Origin of the sequence: Embleya sp. NPDC005575 (assembly GCF_040605455.1) — a bacterium.
Taxonomy (GTDB): Bacteria; Actinomycetota; Actinomycetes; order Streptomycetales; family Streptomycetaceae; genus Embleya.
On sequence record NZ_JBEXCV010000039.1, the window covers coordinates 19144 to 35003 of the forward strand.

14 protein-coding genes and 1 tRNA gene are annotated in these 15860 nt (G+C 70.4%); 8 read left to right on the forward strand and 7 right to left on the reverse strand.

Translation table 11 applies throughout. The annotated features are described in order from the left end of the window. Position 1: 1 nt before the first annotated feature. The gene (locus tag ABZS54_RS15935) at positions 2–370 is read right to left on the reverse strand and encodes a hypothetical protein (RefSeq protein ID WP_355535205.1); all 369 of its coding nucleotides are present in this window, start codon (positions 368–370) and stop codon (positions 2–4) included. Between the two features lie 500 nt (positions 371–870). Between ABZS54_RS15935 and ABZS54_RS15940 the strand changes: the two genes are divergently transcribed. Beyond that, positions 871–1437, forward strand: a complete 567-nt coding sequence (locus ABZS54_RS15940) for a hypothetical protein (protein ID WP_355535208.1) — start codon at positions 871–873, stop codon at positions 1435–1437. Between the two features lie 148 nt (positions 1438–1585). Here the strand turns inward: ABZS54_RS15940 and ABZS54_RS15945 are convergent, their stop codons facing one another. Next, entirely contained in the window at positions 1586–1951 is a 366-nt protein-coding gene (locus ABZS54_RS15945; protein ID WP_355535211.1) for a helix-turn-helix transcriptional regulator, read from the reverse strand. Positions 1952–2026: 75 nt separating this feature from the next. On the opposite strand from ABZS54_RS15945, the gene ABZS54_RS15950 reads away from it, so the two are divergent. Together ABZS54_RS15950 and ABZS54_RS15955 are read left to right on the forward strand one after the other, a co-directional pair. Next, entirely contained in the window at positions 2027–2953 is a 927-nt protein-coding gene (locus ABZS54_RS15950; RefSeq protein ID WP_355535214.1) for a hypothetical protein, read from the forward strand. Beyond that, positions 2953–4731: a hypothetical protein gene (locus ABZS54_RS15955; RefSeq protein WP_355535217.1), complete on the forward strand. Its 1779-nt coding sequence runs from the start codon at positions 2953–2955 to the stop codon at positions 4729–4731. Before ABZS54_RS15950 ends, ABZS54_RS15955 begins: the two co-directional genes overlap by 1 nt. Before the next feature lie 235 nt (positions 4732–4966). On the opposite strand, the gene ABZS54_RS15960 is transcribed toward ABZS54_RS15955, so the two are convergent. Together ABZS54_RS15960 and ABZS54_RS15965 are read right to left on the reverse strand one after the other, a co-directional pair. Continuing rightward, positions 4967–5050, reverse strand: a tRNA-Leu gene (locus ABZS54_RS15960). 66 nt (positions 5051–5116) lie between these two features. Then, entirely contained in the window at positions 5117–5728 is a 612-nt protein-coding gene (locus ABZS54_RS15965) for a TetR family transcriptional regulator (protein WP_355535220.1), read from the reverse strand. 255 nt (positions 5729–5983) lie between these two features. Here ABZS54_RS15965 and ABZS54_RS15970 point away from each other — a divergent pair, with 255 nt between their 5' ends. Together ABZS54_RS15970 and ABZS54_RS15975 are read left to right on the forward strand one after the other, a co-directional pair. Beyond that, on the forward strand, positions 5984–7531 hold the full coding sequence (locus tag ABZS54_RS15970; RefSeq protein ID WP_355535223.1) for an APC family permease: 1548 nt from the start codon (positions 5984–5986) through the stop codon (positions 7529–7531). Between the two features lie 142 nt (positions 7532–7673). Continuing rightward, positions 7674–8546, forward strand: coding sequence for a carbon-nitrogen hydrolase family protein (locus ABZS54_RS15975; RefSeq protein ID WP_355535226.1), 873 nt, complete (start codon positions 7674–7676; stop codon positions 8544–8546). A gap of 143 nt (positions 8547–8689) precedes the next feature. Here the strand turns inward: ABZS54_RS15975 and ABZS54_RS15980 are convergent, their stop codons facing one another. Further along, the gene (locus ABZS54_RS15980) at positions 8690–9646 is read right to left on the reverse strand and encodes an NAD-dependent epimerase/dehydratase family protein (protein WP_355535229.1); all 957 of its coding nucleotides are present in this window, start codon (positions 9644–9646) and stop codon (positions 8690–8692) included. A gap of 99 nt (positions 9647–9745) precedes the next feature. Here ABZS54_RS15980 and ABZS54_RS15985 point away from each other — a divergent pair, with 99 nt between their 5' ends. After that, positions 9746–9955: a helix-turn-helix domain-containing protein gene (locus ABZS54_RS15985; protein ID WP_026218136.1), complete on the forward strand. Its 210-nt coding sequence runs from the start codon at positions 9746–9748 to the stop codon at positions 9953–9955. Continuing rightward, positions 9955–10527 (forward strand): Clp protease N-terminal domain-containing protein, encoded by a 573-nt coding sequence (locus tag ABZS54_RS15990; protein ID WP_355535232.1) that lies wholly within the window; start codon positions 9955–9957, stop codon positions 10525–10527. Before ABZS54_RS15985 ends, ABZS54_RS15990 begins: the two co-directional genes overlap by 1 nt. Before the next feature lie 576 nt (positions 10528–11103). Here the strand turns inward: ABZS54_RS15990 and ABZS54_RS15995 are convergent. Together ABZS54_RS15995 and ABZS54_RS16000 are read right to left on the reverse strand one after the other, a co-directional pair. Beyond that, complete coding sequence (locus ABZS54_RS15995) at positions 11104–13599, reverse strand: Tex family protein (RefSeq protein WP_355535297.1); 2496 nt, start codon at positions 13597–13599, stop codon at positions 11104–11106. 416 nt (positions 13600–14015) lie between these two features. Continuing rightward, the gene (locus ABZS54_RS16000; RefSeq protein ID WP_355535235.1) at positions 14016–14549 is read right to left on the reverse strand and encodes an Lrp/AsnC family transcriptional regulator; all 534 of its coding nucleotides are present in this window, start codon (positions 14547–14549) and stop codon (positions 14016–14018) included. A gap of 200 nt (positions 14550–14749) precedes the next feature. Between ABZS54_RS16000 and hppD the strand changes: the two genes are divergently transcribed. After that, on the forward strand, positions 14750–15829 hold the full coding sequence (gene hppD, locus ABZS54_RS16005) for a 4-hydroxyphenylpyruvate dioxygenase (RefSeq protein WP_355535300.1): 1080 nt from the start codon (positions 14750–14752) through the stop codon (positions 15827–15829). The last annotated feature ends 31 nt before the right edge of the window (positions 15830–15860 follow it).

The window sequence follows — 15860 nt, forward strand, 5'->3', positions numbered from 1 at the left end:
CTCAGGCCGGTTCTGTGCTGCCGACAACTGTGACGGCTATCAGCGCTATCAGGTTGTCGGTCCAGCAGTCCGATTGCTTGGTGGCGACGTCGGTACCGCAGCGTGAGCAGACGAGGTTGGGGCCGTCCTGCCCGTCGAGCCCGCAGCATCCGACGCTACGCCCGGAGTCGGGGTGCAGGGCGGTACCCGGCACGTCGTCGGGATGCAGGATGAACCGGGTGGCGTCGTGGTTGATCGCATAGGTGCCCTGCGCCACCGCCGGGTCGGCGATGCGGTGGTCGAAGAGGACATCGCCGGGCGGGGCAGCCTGTGCTTCACGAAGATCGTTGGTGAGACGGTGTTCGCAGTTCGTGCAGGTGAAGACGGTCACCAGGGCATTGTGCCGGGTTCAGTCACACCCGGCTGTGGTGGGTTGTCCCTGAGCTGTGTGAGCCGAACGGCATCGACCCGGTCGCCGGAGCCGTGCTGGTGCTCCGGGGTCCGCAGCGTGCTCCGGCGAACGCCGTCGACCGCCGCAACGGATCCCGGAGCGCCCGCAGGACTGCGTGACCCGAGTGTTCGAACCCTGACTCCCGAGCCTGCACTGCGGTTGGCCCGCAGGCGGGTTCGGTGCCACGTGATCTCCGGGAGTTCACCTTCCTGATAAGGGAGTTGCCGAAGAACGAATCGCTCCGAGAATGGGCGCGAGGGGTATTGGGAACGTTCTTCGGATCGAACGGACGTCACCGCTCGCGAGATTTCTCGAACGGATATCCGATGCGGTGCCCCCATGAAATGGGTACCCCTTTTCCATTGTTTGCGGTTCGGCTGCAAGGGGCGTCTGCGTGTCTCTACGATATTGAGGGACGTCGACACGGTTCGGAGGGTCGCATGCTCGAAGAGGACCAGGTACCCGAATGGGACGCGTGGTCGGGCGAACTCCGGGAGTTCATGGACTTTCACGCCGCCCGGGTCGCCGACATGAGGACATCCCGGGATCGCCTGCTGGCGGAAGTCGCCGCCCTGGACGAGAGGTTGGTGCAGGCGGAGGCGAGCCTGCGGCATCTGAACGACATGCTCGCCGAGTTCAAGGCGGGGAGCCGGACGCCCGACCCCCCGGAGCCCGATCACCACCCCACCACCTGCGACGACGAAGAACCACGGGGTCCCGGTCCCGCTTCTCGGGGCGTGCCCGCGGAACGCAGGAATGGTCGTCCCACGGGAACGGGGCTGAAATCCGGGCAGTTGGCGCAGGCGGTGCTGCGGGTGTTGGCGACGTCAGGCAGGCCGATGCGGGCGCGTGAGATCACCGAGGCCCTGGGCCGGCCGACGCACCGCAAGAAGGTGGAGACGACCCGCGTCACGGCGAAGAGGCTGGCTACGCAGGGCAAGCTCGTGGAGGTCGAGCCCGGCCTGTTCCGTATGGCCAATCCACTTCGGGGGGGTGGCGTGAAGTGATATTCGATGCCCCTCGTCGGGATGAGGGGAGACAGGAGAGGCGCCGACGGGATTAAGGGTCCCGCCGGCGCCGGTGACGTGGTCCCATCTATGGGTTCACGCATTCCCGAGACTAGGGCAATTCGGCTCGTCTCGTGGGTCGCGTGGCCTAATTCGTCGTCCCCGGATCCGATACGGAACGGGGACGGGAAGGCCGGTCCTCATGCGCGACATGCGCTTTTGCCGTGAACGACGGATACAACGCGACCCCCAGGAACGCCTCGAGTCGGGAGACCGTGGCGACGTCGGGCCACGCGGCCCCGGCGAGGAGGTTGGCGATCGTCTGCCGGTTCACGCCCGAGCCGATCGCGGTCTGACGCAGGCTCAGGTCCCGTTGTCCCATGAGGGTACGCAGACGCCGGGCGATGGTTTGGACCACGGCCGCGGCGATGTCGGTGATGTCGGCTTCGGGCCAGGATTCGGGATCGCGGGCCAGCTCGAGAGGGCTTCGTTGCCGCGTCACACCTCCGACCATGTGGTTGCACTCCTTCGTGTGGTTGTGGCGACCGATCCCTGGTCCGGCCGGTTGACTAGCACCTTTACTTTCGCCATGACGCTCGGCGAGGAGGTCTCACGGCGAATCGCCGGCTATCGACCCCGCATGCCCGCGCACGTGTGGGTGAGGGTGGGCCCACAGGTGCGGGCGGTGGTGGCCGCCGCCCGACCGGCGACGCCCGATCAGGCCCGCCAGGCGATGCACGCCCTCGCCCGGTTGGCGTCGTGGGCCGACGCCGGCGGAATCCCGCCGGAGCCGGACCTGTGGTTGCGCACCGAGACCATCGACGCGTTCGTCCTGGCCGGTTGCGCGAGCCGAAGCCCTCGCTCGGCGGTGACCTACCGCTCGATGCTGCGGCGGTTGCGCGATGCCCTGGTCTGGGTCCGGCGGGGCGAGGCGCCACCGGTGAGGATGGCCGTCCCCACACCCCGAATCGCCCCCTACGACATCGGCGAGATGAGTGAACTCCGCTGCTGGGCACGGTTGTTGCCCGGCCAAAGGCGAGCGGACGCACTCGGGCTCCTCGCGCTGGGCGCCGGATGCGGCCTCGCTCCGGGGGAGATCGTCGCCGCCCGGGGCACCGACTTTCGGGTGACCGGCAACGGGGCGGTCGTGTTCGACCCGCCCGGGCGGGGACGACCGCTCGCCTGCCGGGCCGACTGGGAGGACGAGTTGGCCGAACTCGTGGCCGAGGCGGGTCCGTTGCCCCTCTTCCGGCCGGGGCGCACGACGGCGGCCTCGCGGAACCTGATCGGTAACTGGTGCACGCGAACCCGCACCGACCGGCGTCTGCCGCGTCTGTCCACCCGCCGACTGCGAGCGACGTGGATCGTCGATCTCCTCACCGACCGCATCGACCACGCGGTGATCGCGGAAGCCGCCGGGATGGCCTCGCCGGCCGCGTTGGCCGCCTACCACCGCTTCGTCCCCGAACTGGGCGAGACCGAGGCACTGGCTCTGTTGCGTGGGCATCGCCCGTGATGCGCCCACAACGGGACCCGGCCCGCGCGTCGCGGCTGCGACCGGGACGACGCCCGGACCCGAGCCGGATCGCGGACTCCAAGGTCGGGCAGTTCCTCACCCTGCTCAACGCCTCCGGCGTCGTCGCCGAACTCGACGCGCTGCTGGCGGGACGCCCCGGCCCGCGCGGCATCCCACCGCGCACAGCGCTGGTCGCGCTGATGCTCGCCGCGCACCACACCGGCCGGGCTGCGGTCGCGGACGCCTGGTGGATCCTGCACTTTCGACTCTCGCCCACCGCCAGGACCTGGCTCGGCCTGCCCACGCACCCACCCGCGGACGCCCACGCCCGGATCGCGAGCAGTCGCCGGCTCTACCGGGCCGTGGACCGGATCACCACCGCGCTCGACCCGGCGCGGTGCGACCGCCGCCGCAGGCTTCCCCGCCACGAGGCCGACGCGGTCGCGGCGGTGTGGGACGCGCCCGAGCACGCCGCCGCGGTCGAACGTCTTCGCGCCCTGTTCAACCGGCTCGTCCTCACCCCCGTCCGTCTCGCGCGGCGACGCGGTCACCTGCGCGGATGGCACGGAACGCTCGGCATCGACGCCACCTCGATCCCGGTGATGTCCCGGCCCGCGGGCATGCGCAGCGGGCTCGGCTCGGTCGAGGTCACAGCGGGGTGGCACTTCAGCGGAGGATCCGACGACGGGGTTTTCGGCTACAGCGCCCACCTGATCGTGGCCGCGCACCGGGGGCGCCGAACCTCGGTCCCCTACCCGCAGTTGTGTCTGGGGTTCACCCTCGACTCGCCGAGCCGGCGCGTCGGCGCGAACGCGGTGGCCCGGCTGGAGGACCTGGCCCAACTCGACCCGCCCACCGACCTGATCGCGGTCGACCGGGCCTACACCGGACAACACGACACCGAGTTCCAGATCCCCGCCCGACGCATGGGCCACCTCCTGGCCCTGGACTACAAAGTCGCCGAACGAGGACGCCAGGGCAGCCACCGCGGATCCCCGCTCGTCGACGGGGTTCTGGCCTGTCCGTGCATGCCCGAACCCCTGCAGACGGTGACCACGGGTCTCGACGACGACCAAGTCCGGGTCCGCGGCGAGGAACTCGACGCCGCAGTCGCCGCCCGCGATCCCTACTGGCTGCACCGCAAACAAGGCCCCGACGAGCGTGGTTCCATCCGCTACCAGTGCCCGGCCGCCGGCCCCTCGCCCAGCGTCAACTGCTCCCGGCGCGACCGTCTCCACCCGCCGAAAGGCACCCCGGGGCCGCGTCCCACCACCCCGATCGACCTCACCGACACCCGATCCCGACGCGCGCACCCGGCGGCCAGGCCCACGGTCCCGATCACCGACGCGGAACGGCTCGACCCGCCACCGCCCGACCACCTGCCGACGATCTGCCGGCAGACGACCATGACCGTCCACGCGGACGAGGCCCTGCCGAAGTATCGCCAGGACCTGCCCTACCTCGGGGTCTCCTGGCTGGCCGCATACAAAGCTGCCCGAAGCCATACCGAAGGGCTCAACGGGCGGCTGAAGGGACAACACTTCAACATCGGTGACGCACTCAGGCGCCCGATGCGCGGACGCGTCGGCCACCACCTGGCCGTCGCCGTGATCCTCATGATCGCCAACCTGGCCATTCTCGACACCTGGGTCGAACAGAACACCGGCGAACCCCTGCCCGACACCGACGACACGCACCGGAGCCCGGTCGAGGCGGACCACGCAACGACCCTCGATCTCGGCCGCACCACCCGGCCGCCGCCGGCCGCCCTCGAATAGCCACCCGAACGACCAACCCCACGGCACGATCCGAGCGCCACCACGACCACCCCGGGTCGTGGGGCGCTTCCGCATGCGCGCATCACCAGGACACGCACCGCGAGACCCCACCGACCACCACCCGACACCGCACACCAGCACGAATACGCCCCGAAATGCCGAAATCCCGCCCGACCTCAACGGTCGAAACGGGATTCGTCAATTCAAATCAGGCCGTCTCAAGAACGGCCCTCTGTGTCCGAGGGGGGACTTGAACCCCCAAGCCCTTTCGGGCACTAGCACCTCAAGCTAGCGCGTCTGCCAATTCCGCCACCCGGACCGGGTGGTCTCCGCTGGTGTTTCGTGCGGCGACGTGGAGAACCATATCAAAGATCCAGGTGGGGGCTTACCTGGGTTCCGGGTGAGTCAGGTCGCAGCCGGTCACCGACTTGGCTTGACTGTGGAGGGCTCGGAGGACCTGGGGGCGGGTGAGGCGGCCGGAGAGGACGTCCATCTGGCGGCCGTCCTCAAGGGCGACGAAGTTTTCCGCGAGGAGGCGGGCGCTGTCGGTCAGGCGGAAGTGGCCCTGGGCCTCGCCGAGGACGAAGACGCCGTAGTAGACCGCGATCTGGCGTTCGGTGAGGGTGTTGTCCAGGGCGGCCACTCGGGAGTCGCGCAGGCTCATCGGCCAGAACTCGAAGAGCAGGTGGGGGAGGGTGTCCTCGGGGCCGGTGGCGACGCCGGTGGAGATGACCGTGCGCAGGCGGTCGCGGGCATCGGTGAGTTGCTCCACGGCCTGTTCGCGCTGGTGGCAGAAGCGGTCGATGGCGTTGCGGTAGGTCTCCTGGAGGAGGTCCTCGACCGCTTCGTAGTAGTAAAGGACCGCGCCCGAGGTCAGGCCGGCCTCGTCGGCGATGTCGCGTAGGCGGAGGTCGGCGAGGCCTCGATTGAGGACGGCGCGTTCGGTGGCTGCGGCGATCTGGGCCCGGCGGCCCTCCTGGTCCTTGCGTCTGGCCATGGGGTGGATTCTGCCCTGTCGTGGGAGTGCGGGTTCCTTGGCGTTCCTTGAAGATTCTTTGAAGGTCCTTCAGATTATCACGGAGGGTGCTGCGCCGGTACGGGAAACGGGTCTTGACCAGGTGGATGTGAGTTATTTGAATGTGCGTTCAAAGAACTCCTGTCCTTGTGACACCCCTCGTGACGCGCCTCTCGGGCTCCGTCCCGCCGCTGTTCCACCTTTGTCCCACCCCCGCCCCGGCACCCTGGAGTACGCATGAGCACGGCCCAAGCGCCCGAAGCATCCGGAGCGGCCGAATCCCCGGGAGCACCCGCTGCGCCGGAAGCCTCGGACAAGGGTCTGCGGTCCGGATCGGTCGGCCTGCTCGGCACCGTCGCGCTCGGCCTGGCGTCGGTCGCGCCCGCCTACAGCTTCGCCGTCACCCTCGGCTTCGTGACGCTGGTCGCCGGAGACCTCGCGCCCGCCGCCCTGCTGGTCGGCTTCGTGCCGATCCTGCTCACCGCGTTCGCCTTCCGTGAGCTCAATCGATCGATGCCGGACTGCGGCACGACGTTCGTGTGGGGGACCCGTGCGTTCAGTCCGTACCTGGGCTGGCTGTCCGGCGGCTGGGTCGTGCAGGTCTGCACGGTGATCGCGATGACCGCACTCGCTCAGGTCGCCTCGGCCTACCTGCTCGACGTGATCGGACTGGACGCGTTCACCGACGACACGTGGGCGGTGGCCGGCACCGGCGTACTGATCCTGGCCCTGGTCACCGTGATCGCCTATCGCGGCATCTCGATCGCCGCGGGCATCCAGTACTTCCTGCTCGGCCTGCAACTGGCGGCGCTGCTCACCTTCGGCATCGCGGCGTTCGCGCAGCACGGCGAGGCGGCCGGCGCGTTGTCGCCGACGTTGTCCTGGCTCAATCCGCTCGGGTTCGACGGTTGGGGTGTGTTCGCGCAGGCGGTACTGCTGTGCCTGTACATCTACTGGGGCTGGGACGCGCTGATCACGGTCAACGAGGAGACCAAGGACAGCGCGAACACGCCCGGCAGGGCCGCCGTCATCTCCACCGTCGTACTGCTCGCGACCTACCTGTTCACGGCGTACGCCGCGATCTCGTACGCCGGCGTCGGCTCCGATGCGCTGGGGCTGGGCAACGAGGACAACGCGGCCGACGTGGTCGCGACGCTCGCGCCGGGCCTGGTCGGCTCCGGTCTCGCCGCCGTACTGAAGCTGTCCGTGGCGATCTCGGCCATCGCCGCGCTGCTCACCTGCGGCGTTTCCACGTCGCGCGGCACGTTGTCGATGGCGGCGCACGGGGCCGCGCCGGCGCGGTTCGGCCGGATCCACCCTCGGTACGCGACGCCCGGATTCGGCACCGCTTTCTTCGGTACGGCCGCCGCGCTCGCGCTGGTGGTGCTGTCCGCGCTGTCCGGCGACTTCCTCGGCGACGCGATCGGCTCGGTCGGTCTGCTGATCGCGTTCTATTACGCGATCACCGGCTACGCCTGTGTCTGGTACTTCCGGCGCGACCTGCGCGAGGGACCGCGCGACCTGCTCTTCAAGGGGATACTGCCGCTGATCGGGGCGACGATGATGCTCGCCGCGTTCGGGCGCAGCGCGTACGACATGTGGCAGCCGGACTATGGGCACACCTCGGTGTTCGGGGTGGGCGGGGTGTTCCTGCTCGGGATCGGCTCGATTCTGCTCGGTGTGGTGGTGATGCTCGCCTATCGGCCCAGGGCCCGGCGCTTCTTCGCGCACGGCCGGGCGGAGGTCGCCCGGGTGACGGTGACCGACGACGTGCTCGCGGGCTGAGCCCGACGCGGCGCCCCCACGCCGAGGATTCGACTCGCAGCCCGTCCCACGGTCCGCTTCACGAGGCAGTCGGCGCGCCGCCCGATCCGCGAACCGACCGCCCACTGCCGATGACCCTTCTCTTACAGCACCAGGGAATTCCATGCGCATCCTGAACATCGCCGCGATCCAGACCACGGCCGTGCCCCTCGACGTCGACGCGACGTGGACCCGCTTCGCCGAGCAGGTACGCACCGTGCGGAAGCTCTTCCCCCACGTGCAACTCGTGCTCGCGCCCGAGCTGTTGCTCGCCGCGCCCGGGTCGATGTGGGACACGCCCGCGTCCTGGATGACCGACACCGCCGAGCCGATCGACGGGCCGACCGTGCGTCGGGTCCGGGACCTGGCCCGGGAGACCGGTCTGTGGCTGGTGCCGGGCTCGTTCTTCGAACGTGCCGAGGACGAACGGATCTTCAACACCGCGATCGCGGTCTCGCCGGCCGGCGAGGTGGTCGCCACGTATCGCAAGGTCTTCACCTGGCAGCCCTACGAGGACGCCGAACCAGGCCACTGCTTCGAGGTGTTCGACATCCCGGACGTGGGCCGGATCGGGCTGGCGATCTGCTACGACGGCTCGTTCCCGGAAACGGTGCGGCAGTTGGCGTGGATGGGGGCCGAGGTGATCCTGCAACCGGTACTCACCACCACGCGCGACCGGGAGATGGAGCGGGTCTGCGCGCGGGCCAACGCGTTCAGCAACCAGGTGTACGTGGTCAACCTGAACATCGCCGACCCGGCCGGAGTGGGGGAGAGCCTGATCGTCGACCCCGAGGGGATGGTTCGGCAACAGGCGGGCGGCGGTGAGGAGGTGTTGGTGGACGCGCTCGACCTGGACGCGGTTACGCGGGTACGCCGGTTCGGCACGGCGGGCCTCAACCGGCCGTGGACGCAGATCGCGAAGGACGGCGCGAAGCTGCGACTGCCCGCGTACGGCGGCGGCGGGATGGTCGCGCCGGAGTGGGTCGAGCGGGACTGATCGGCGCGGGACGCCTGCGGCCGACCCGGTACCGGAGGGAACCCCCGGTGCCGGGTCGGCCCGTTCCCGTCCACGGCCACGGAAGCGCGGTGCACGCCTCGGCCGGAGAGGGGCGGTGCATGCCTCAGCCGCGGAAGCGCGGCTCACGCCTCCTTGATCAACCGGGCCTCCTCCTTCGCCGACAGCCCGACGGACAAGGGCGGTTCGCCCCGAGCGCGGTCCCAGGCGAGCACGTCGGCCGCGGTTGCCGACAGTGGTGTGGTCGGCATTCCGGCGGCTCGGGCTCGGGCGGCGCTGCGTTGGCGGGTGTGCCATTGCTCCTCGGGGCAGACCAGTGGGAACGGACCGGAAACCGCGTCGGGCGAGACCGGCACGATCTCCACCTCGGTGCCCGCCACCTGCGCGCAGACGCCGACCAGTTTGGCCAGTGTGGTCGGTTCGGCCGGGCCCACCGCGTGGAACGCGCCCGGTCGGTCGTCGATCAGCAGGCGGGTGACCAGGCGGGCCAGGTCGCGCGAGTCGACCACCTGGATCGGCTGTTCGGGCCGACCCGGCAGCGCCACCCGCCCGCCGCGCGCGGCCCGGCGGGACCAGTACGTGAAGGTGTCCTGCACGTCGTGCGGCCCGGCCACCTTGCCCGGCCGCACGATCGTCGCGCGGTCGCCGTACCGGGCGAGCACGTCGTCCTCGCAGGCGACCTTGCATGGTCCGTAGGTGTCGTTGTCGAGCACCTCGGTGTCGCGAACCGGTGCGCGCCGAGGGGTGTCCTCGTCCGAGTCCGGGCCGATCCCGGACTGGACGTACACCGCGTGGCTGGAGAGGAACAGGTACCGCCCGATCCGGTCGCCGAGCACCGCCATCGCCTGTCCGACGTGGCGCGGGACGTACCCGCTGACGTCGACCACCGCGTCCCACTCGCCCTCGCGCAGCGCCGTGTAGTCGCCGGTGTCGCGATCACCGATCCGTCGGCTCGCTTTCGGGAAGAGCTCGGCGCCGGTGCGGCCCCGGCCGAAGAGGGTCACGTCGGCGCCCTCGCGCAGCGCGTCCTCGACGATCGCCCGACCCACGAATGCGGTGCCTCCGAGTACAAGAATTCGCATGGTTCGCGACCGTAGCGGGTCGGACGGTCGCGACGTGGTGGTCCGAATGCTTGTCAATCACGGTTGACAGACGGTCTGTGTCAACATAGGTTGACAGTCATGACCGAAGCAACCGACCTCGCCAGTCGTGCGGGGGATCGCGATCCACGGGTGGGCCTACGGGCCGTGGCCGCGCTGCGCCGGCTGCTCGAACAGCTCGAGGCCGTGCAGGTGCGCAGTGCGCGCGTGCAGGGCTGGTCGTGGCAGGAGATTGCTGCGGAGCTCGGGGTGAGCCGGCAGGCAGTGCACAAGAAGCACGGGAGGAACTGATGTTCGAGAGGTTCACGGACAGTGCCCGAGGCGTCGTGTACGGGTCCATCGAGCAGTCGCGGCGGGCCGGGGACGCCTGCGTGGAGGAGGGACACATGCTTGCGGCGCTGCTGGACGCGGAGGGTACGCGGACCTCGGTCGCGCTGGCCACGATCGGGTTCGTGGCGAGCCGCGACGAGATCGAACGCGGGTTGGCCCGAGCCCGGCGCCGCGGCGGCATCTCGCATGCCGACGAGGCCGCGCTCGCGGACCTGGGGATCGACGTGGGCGAGATCGTCGCGCGCGTCGAACAGACACACGGCGAGGGCGCGTTGGCGCCGGCCCGGCGGACCCGGCGGCTGTGGCCGTTCGGCGGTCGGACCGGGCACGTACCGTTCACGCCGGGCGCCAAGAAGGTGCTGGAACAGTCGCTGCGCGAGTCGGTCGCGCGCGGTCAGCGGCACATCGGCGACGAGCACATCCTGCTCGCGCTGACGGCCCGGCCGGGGGTGGTCGCGGACCTGCTCGCGGAGTACGGCGTCACCCACACCGCGGTACTGAGGGCGCTGGCGCCGAGGGCCCAGGCGGGTTGACGGGGCCTCGTTCCGGCGTTCGGCCCGGGCCGCCCCGCGCTCGCGCCCGCCCGGGGACCCGGGCCACGTTGGTGGCCGGGCCGACGCCGCGCCACATTGGCCGCGCTCGCCCCGTGTGCTCGCCGGGCGGCCCGGGTCACGTCGACGGGACCGCCGCCGGCGCCGTACCGACCGGGCCGTACCGACCGCGCCGCACCGACCAGACCCCCCGCACCGGCCACGCGCGCTCACTGGGTGACCCCGTTACGTCGGGGGCCGATGTCCGCGCTGTGCCGGTCGGGTCCACATCGGCCGCGCCGCCGGGCAACCCGGGTCACGCCGGCGGCGCGGCGCGGGCCGCCGTTCGCGCCAACCGTTCGCGCTGCCCCGACCGGGCTGTACCGACCGGCCCACAGCAGACGCGACACACCAGCACGCCGCCACCGACCCGGCCACATCACACGCACCGCACCGCACCGCACCGGGCGGATCGTGGCGTAGACCTCGCCTCCGCCCGGTGCACCCGCACCCGCACCCGCGCCCGCCCTGTCCGGCTTCGTGAGCCCGGCTCTCACGCGATCGCAGCAACCACCGACCTCACTCCACCAACCCGGCCCGTCGCAGCGCGTCCGCGATCGCGCCGCCGCCCCCGGCCGGCCCCTGCGGACCGCGGGTCTGCTTCGGCGGCGTGGCGGCCCGTCGTCCCTGACCCCCGCCACCCGCAGCGCCGTTGCCGCCCTGGCGCGCACCACCCTGGCGGCCGTCTCCCGACCGCCCTTCGCCCCGCCGCCCGTCGCCCTGCGGTCGGCCCTCGCGCGGCCCGCGCTCACGTGGGCCCCGGTCGGCGCGGTCCCCGCGATCCGCACGTGGCCCGCGCTGCTCCGCCTCGTCCTCCAGGCGCAGCGTCAGCGAGATCCGCTTGCGCGGGATGTCCACGTCGAGCACCTTGACCCGGACCACATCGCCCGACTTGACCACGTCGTGCGGGTCGCTCACGAACGTCTTCGACATGGCCGAGACGTGCACGAGGCCGTCCTGGTGCACGCCGACGTCCACGAACGCGCCGAATGCGGCCACGTTGGTGACCACACCCTCCAGGAGCATCCCGGGTTGCAGGTCGGACAACTTCTCGACGCCCTCCTTGAAGGTCGCCGTCTTGAACGCCGGTCGCGGGTCGCGGCCCGGCTTCTCCAACTCGCGCAGGATGTCGGTCACCGTCGGCAGGCCGAACTTCTCGTCGGTGAACGCCTTCGGGTCCAGCGCGCGCAGCCTGGGCGCCGCGCCGATCAGGGTCCGCACGTCACCGCCCGCCGCCGCGGCGATCTTGCGCACCACCGGGTACGCCTCCGGGTGCACGGAGGACGAGTCCAGCGGGTCGTCACCGGCCGGGATCCGCAGGAAGCCCGCAGCCTGCTCGAACGCCTTCGGACCCAGCCGCGCGACGTTCTTCAGGTCGCGCCTGGTCTTGAACGGGCCGTTGGCGTCCCGGTGTTGCACGATGTTCTCGGCCAGCGTCGCGCCGATCCCGGACACCCGGGTGAGCAGCGGCGCGGACGCCGTGTTGACGTCCACGCCGACCGCGTTCACGCAGTCCTCGACCACCGCGTCCAGCGACCGGGACAACTTCAGTTCGGACAGGTCGTGCTGGTACTGGCCGACGCCGATCGACTTCGGGTCGATCTTGACCAACTCGGCCAGCGGGTCCTGGAGTCGGCGAGCGATGGAGACCGCACCGCGCAACGACACGTCCAGGTCCGGGAGTTCCTGCGAGGCGAACGCCGAGGCGCTGTACACCGACGCGCCCGCCTCGGAAACCATCACCTTGGTCAGGCCCAACTCGGGGTGCTTGGCGATCAGTTCGGCGGCCAGCTTGTCGGTCTCGCGCGAGGCGGTACCGTTGCCGATCGCGATCAGGTCCACCCGGTGTGCGGCGGCCAGCTTCGCGAGTGTGGCGATCGACTCGTCCCACCGGCGACGCGGCTCGTGCGGGTAGATCGTCTCGGTGGCGACCACCTTGCCGGTGTCGTCGGTGACCGCGACCTTGACCCCGGTACGCAGGCCCGGGTCCAGACCCATGGTGGCGCGGGTGCCGGCCGGCGCCGCGAGCAGCAGGTCGCGCAGGTTGGCCGCGAACACCCGGACCGCCTCGTCCTCGGCCTCCTGCCGCAGCCGACCGCGCAGGTCGATGCCCAGGTGCACCAGGATCCGGGTACGCCAGGCCCAGCGCACGGTGTCCGCGAGCCACTTGTCGGCCGGACGGTCGCGGTTGACGACGCCGAACGTGTGCGCGATCGAGCGCTCGTACTCGGTCGGGCCGTCGACCTCCTCGTCCGTCGAGGGCGCGAGGGTGAGGTCGAGAACGTCCTCCTTCTCGCCGCGGAACATGGCCAGGATCCGGTGCGAGGGGAGCCGGGTGAACGGCTCGGCGAAATCGAAGTAGTCGGCGAACTTGGCGCCCGCCTCCTCCTTGCCTTCGCGCACCTTGGCGACGACCCGTCCGCGCGTCCACATCTTCTCGCGCAGCGCGCCGATCAGGTCGGCGTCCTCGGCGAACCTCTCGACCAGGATCGAGCGCGCGCCGTCCAGTGCCGCCTGGGCGTCGGCGACGCCCTTGTCCGCGTCGACGAACGCCTCGGCCGCGGCGACCGGGTCGCGCGAGGGGTCGCCCAGCAGGTCGAGCGCGAGCGGTTCCAGGCCGGCCTCGCGGGCGATCTGCGCCTTGGTCCGCCGCTTCGTCTTGTACGGGAGGTAGATGTCCTCCAGTCGGGCCTTGGAGTCGGCCGCCAGGATCTGCGCCCGCAGGGGGTCGTCCAACTTGCCCTGCGCCTCGATCGCGGCGAGCACGGCCGTGCGGCGCTCCTCCAACTCCCGCAGGTAGCGCAGGCGCTCCTCCAGGTTGCGCAGCTGCGTGTCGTCCAGGGTCCCGGTGACCTCCTTGCGGTACCGGGCGATGAACGGCACGGTCGCCCCACCGTCGAGCAACTCGACCGCGGCCCTGACCTGCCCCTCCCGAACCCCGAGCTCCTCGGCGATCCGCCGATGCACATCCTGCCGCACGACCTGCTCCGAACCCTGCTGCCCCGACACCGACATCGTCACGTCCCGATCCACCTCATCACCAACCATCACCCCCGGCATTCTCCCGGGCTCGCCCACGTTTGTCGTGCAGCGGGGGCGCGCGGTGCGTCTCGAACACAGGCATTCGCCCCGACACGGTGGACGGACGTCCGGTCCGGAGCAGGCGATCAGCCGTCCCAGGGATCCCACTCGGCCGTATCGAACTCGAACCCGAACGGCGCCGGAGGGTCGCCGTCGCCGACCTCGAACATGTTGAGGTCGGTGGTCTGCACCGACCGCCAACCGAAACCCGGAACCGAGAGCTCCGCGGCGAAGAGACCGCCACGTCGGCGGCCTCCTCTCCGATCCGAGTCGAGCGATGCCGTGCGCGCACGGGTGCCGAGATCAAGGCTACCGAGGGACGAAGTGGACCGAGGCCGTATCGCCGGGCGCTACGCCGGGTGCTCGCGCAAAGCCGGGACGCGGGTGGGGCGGGGGCGTTTTTGGGCTTCGAGGAGGGGGAGGGTGCGCATCGGGACGACCTCGGACAGGACGATCACGCTCGTGGAGCGGACCACCTCGGGGATGCGGTTGATGTCGATCAGGATCTGTTGCAGATCCTGGTTCGAGGTGGCGGCGATCCGACAGTGCACGTCGCCGGTGCCGGTGGTGCCGTACGCCTCCAGCACCTGGGGGACCGCGCTCAGTGCGGCGGCCACGCCGGACAGGCCGCCCTGGGCGATCTCCAGTGTGACGAAGGCCAGAACCGGGTATCCGGCGGCGACCAGATCGACCTCCGGGCCGTAGCCGGTGATCACTCCGGCGGCCTCCATGCGCTCCAGGCGGGCCTGGACCGTGGCGCGGGAGACCCCGATCACCCGGGACAGCTCCAACATGCCCGCCCGCGGGTGCTGGCGGCCCGCTCGGATGAGACGCACGTCCAATTCGTCGAGCGTGCTGCGCGAATCCTGAAGATCGTCCCGCATATGGCCGCCTCACCTAGGCAATCTGTATAGCTCCCGGGCTTGATGTTGTCAGATGTTGCATTCGGAAGTGTACTTCCGGCATCCGTTCCTTTCCGAGGGGATCGCGCGTCATGAGCACCTTCACCACCCTTGAGGACACCGACGCCCTCGTCGGCGCCGTCGAGCACGACCCGGCGGGGGACCCGTTCCCGGTCGTCGCGATGGACCATGTTCGTTTCTTCGTCGGCAACGCCAAGCAGGCCGCGCACTACTATTCGACGGCGTTCGGGATGACCTGCGTCGCCTACCGCGGGCCCGAGACCGGGTGCCGCGACGTCGCCGAGTACGTGCTCGTGTCCGGCAAGGCACGTTTCCGCATCACCGGCGAGGTCCACGCCGGCACCGAGGTCGGCGTCGCGACCGCCGCCCACGGCGACGGCGTCTCCGACATCGCCATCGAGGTCCCCGACGTCGACAAGGCGATCGCCTTCGCGCGGGAGAACGGCGCGACCGTGCTGGTCGAGCCGCACGACGACACCGACGAGCACGGCACGGTGCGTACCGCGGTGCTGGCCACCTACGGCGAGACCCGACACACGCTGGTGGACCGGTCCGGCTACAAGGGCCCGTTCCTGCCCGGCTTCGTCGCCGCCGAGCCGCTGTTCCGCGCCAAGCCGGCCGAGCACCCCAAGCGCTACTTCCAGGCCATCGACCACTGCGTGGGCAACGTCGAGTTGGGCCGCATGGACGAGTGGGTCTCCTTCTACAACCGCGTCATGGGTTTCACCAACATGAAGGAGTTCGTCGGCGACGACATCGCCACCGAATACTCCGCGCTCATGTCCAAGGTGGTCACCAGTGGCAACCATCGGGTGAAGTTCCCGCTGAACGAGCCCGCGATCAGCCGCAAGAAGTCGCAGATCGACGAGTACCTCGAGTTCTACGGCGGCCCGGGCGTGCAGCACATCGCGCTGGCCACCGGCGACATCGTGGCCTCGGTGCGCGCGATGGCCGAGATGGGCGTCGAGTTCCTGTCCACCCCGGACAGCTACTACGACACGCTCGGGGAATGGGCCGGCGAGACCCGGGTACCCGTCGAGACGTTGCGCGAACTGAAGATCCTGGTCGACCGCGACGAGGACGGCTACCTGTTGCAAATCTTCACCAAGCCCGTCCAGGACCGGCCGACCGTGTTCTTCGAGCTGATCGAGCGGCACGGTTCGCTCGGCTTCGGCAAGGGGAACTTCAAGGCGCTGTTCGAGGCGATCGAGCGCGAGCAGGAGCGGCGCGGCAACCTCTAGGTCCCGTCCGGCAGGACAGGACCCAGGCCGT

Bases quoted from the DNA above. Each gene is read 5' to 3' on its own strand.
- ABZS54_RS15940 (WP_355535208.1), top strand. From the start codon at position 871: ATGCTCGAAGAGGACCAGGTACCCGAATGGGACGCGTGGTCGGGCGAA.
- ABZS54_RS15945 (WP_355535211.1), bottom strand. From the start codon at position 1,951: ATGGTCGGAGGTGTGACGCGGCAACGAAGCCCTCTCGAGCTGGCCCGC.
- ABZS54_RS15950 (WP_355535214.1), top strand. From the start codon at position 2,027: ATGACGCTCGGCGAGGAGGTCTCACGGCGAATCGCCGGCTATCGACCC.
- ABZS54_RS15955 (WP_355535217.1), top strand. From the start codon at position 2,953: ATGCGCCCACAACGGGACCCGGCCCGCGCGTCGCGGCTGCGACCGGGA.
- ABZS54_RS15965 (WP_355535220.1), bottom strand. From the start codon at position 5,728: ATGGCCAGACGCAAGGACCAGGAGGGCCGCCGGGCCCAGATCGCCGCA.
- ABZS54_RS15970 (WP_355535223.1), top strand. From the start codon at position 5,984: ATGAGCACGGCCCAAGCGCCCGAAGCATCCGGAGCGGCCGAATCCCCG.
- ABZS54_RS15975 (WP_355535226.1), top strand. From the start codon at position 7,674: ATGCGCATCCTGAACATCGCCGCGATCCAGACCACGGCCGTGCCCCTC.
- ABZS54_RS15980 (WP_355535229.1), bottom strand. From the start codon at position 9,646: ATGCGAATTCTTGTACTCGGAGGCACCGCATTCGTGGGTCGGGCGATC.
- ABZS54_RS15985 (WP_026218136.1), top strand. From the start codon at position 9,746: ATGACCGAAGCAACCGACCTCGCCAGTCGTGCGGGGGATCGCGATCCA.
- ABZS54_RS15990 (WP_355535232.1), top strand. From the start codon at position 9,955: ATGTTCGAGAGGTTCACGGACAGTGCCCGAGGCGTCGTGTACGGGTCC.
- ABZS54_RS15995 (WP_355535297.1), bottom strand. From the start codon at position 13,599: ATGTCGGTGTCGGGGCAGCAGGGTTCGGAGCAGGTCGTGCGGCAGGAT.
- ABZS54_RS16000 (WP_355535235.1), bottom strand. From the start codon at position 14,549: ATGCGGGACGATCTTCAGGATTCGCGCAGCACGCTCGACGAATTGGAC.
- hppD (WP_355535300.1), top strand. From the start codon at position 14,750: ATGGACCATGTTCGTTTCTTCGTCGGCAACGCCAAGCAGGCCGCGCAC.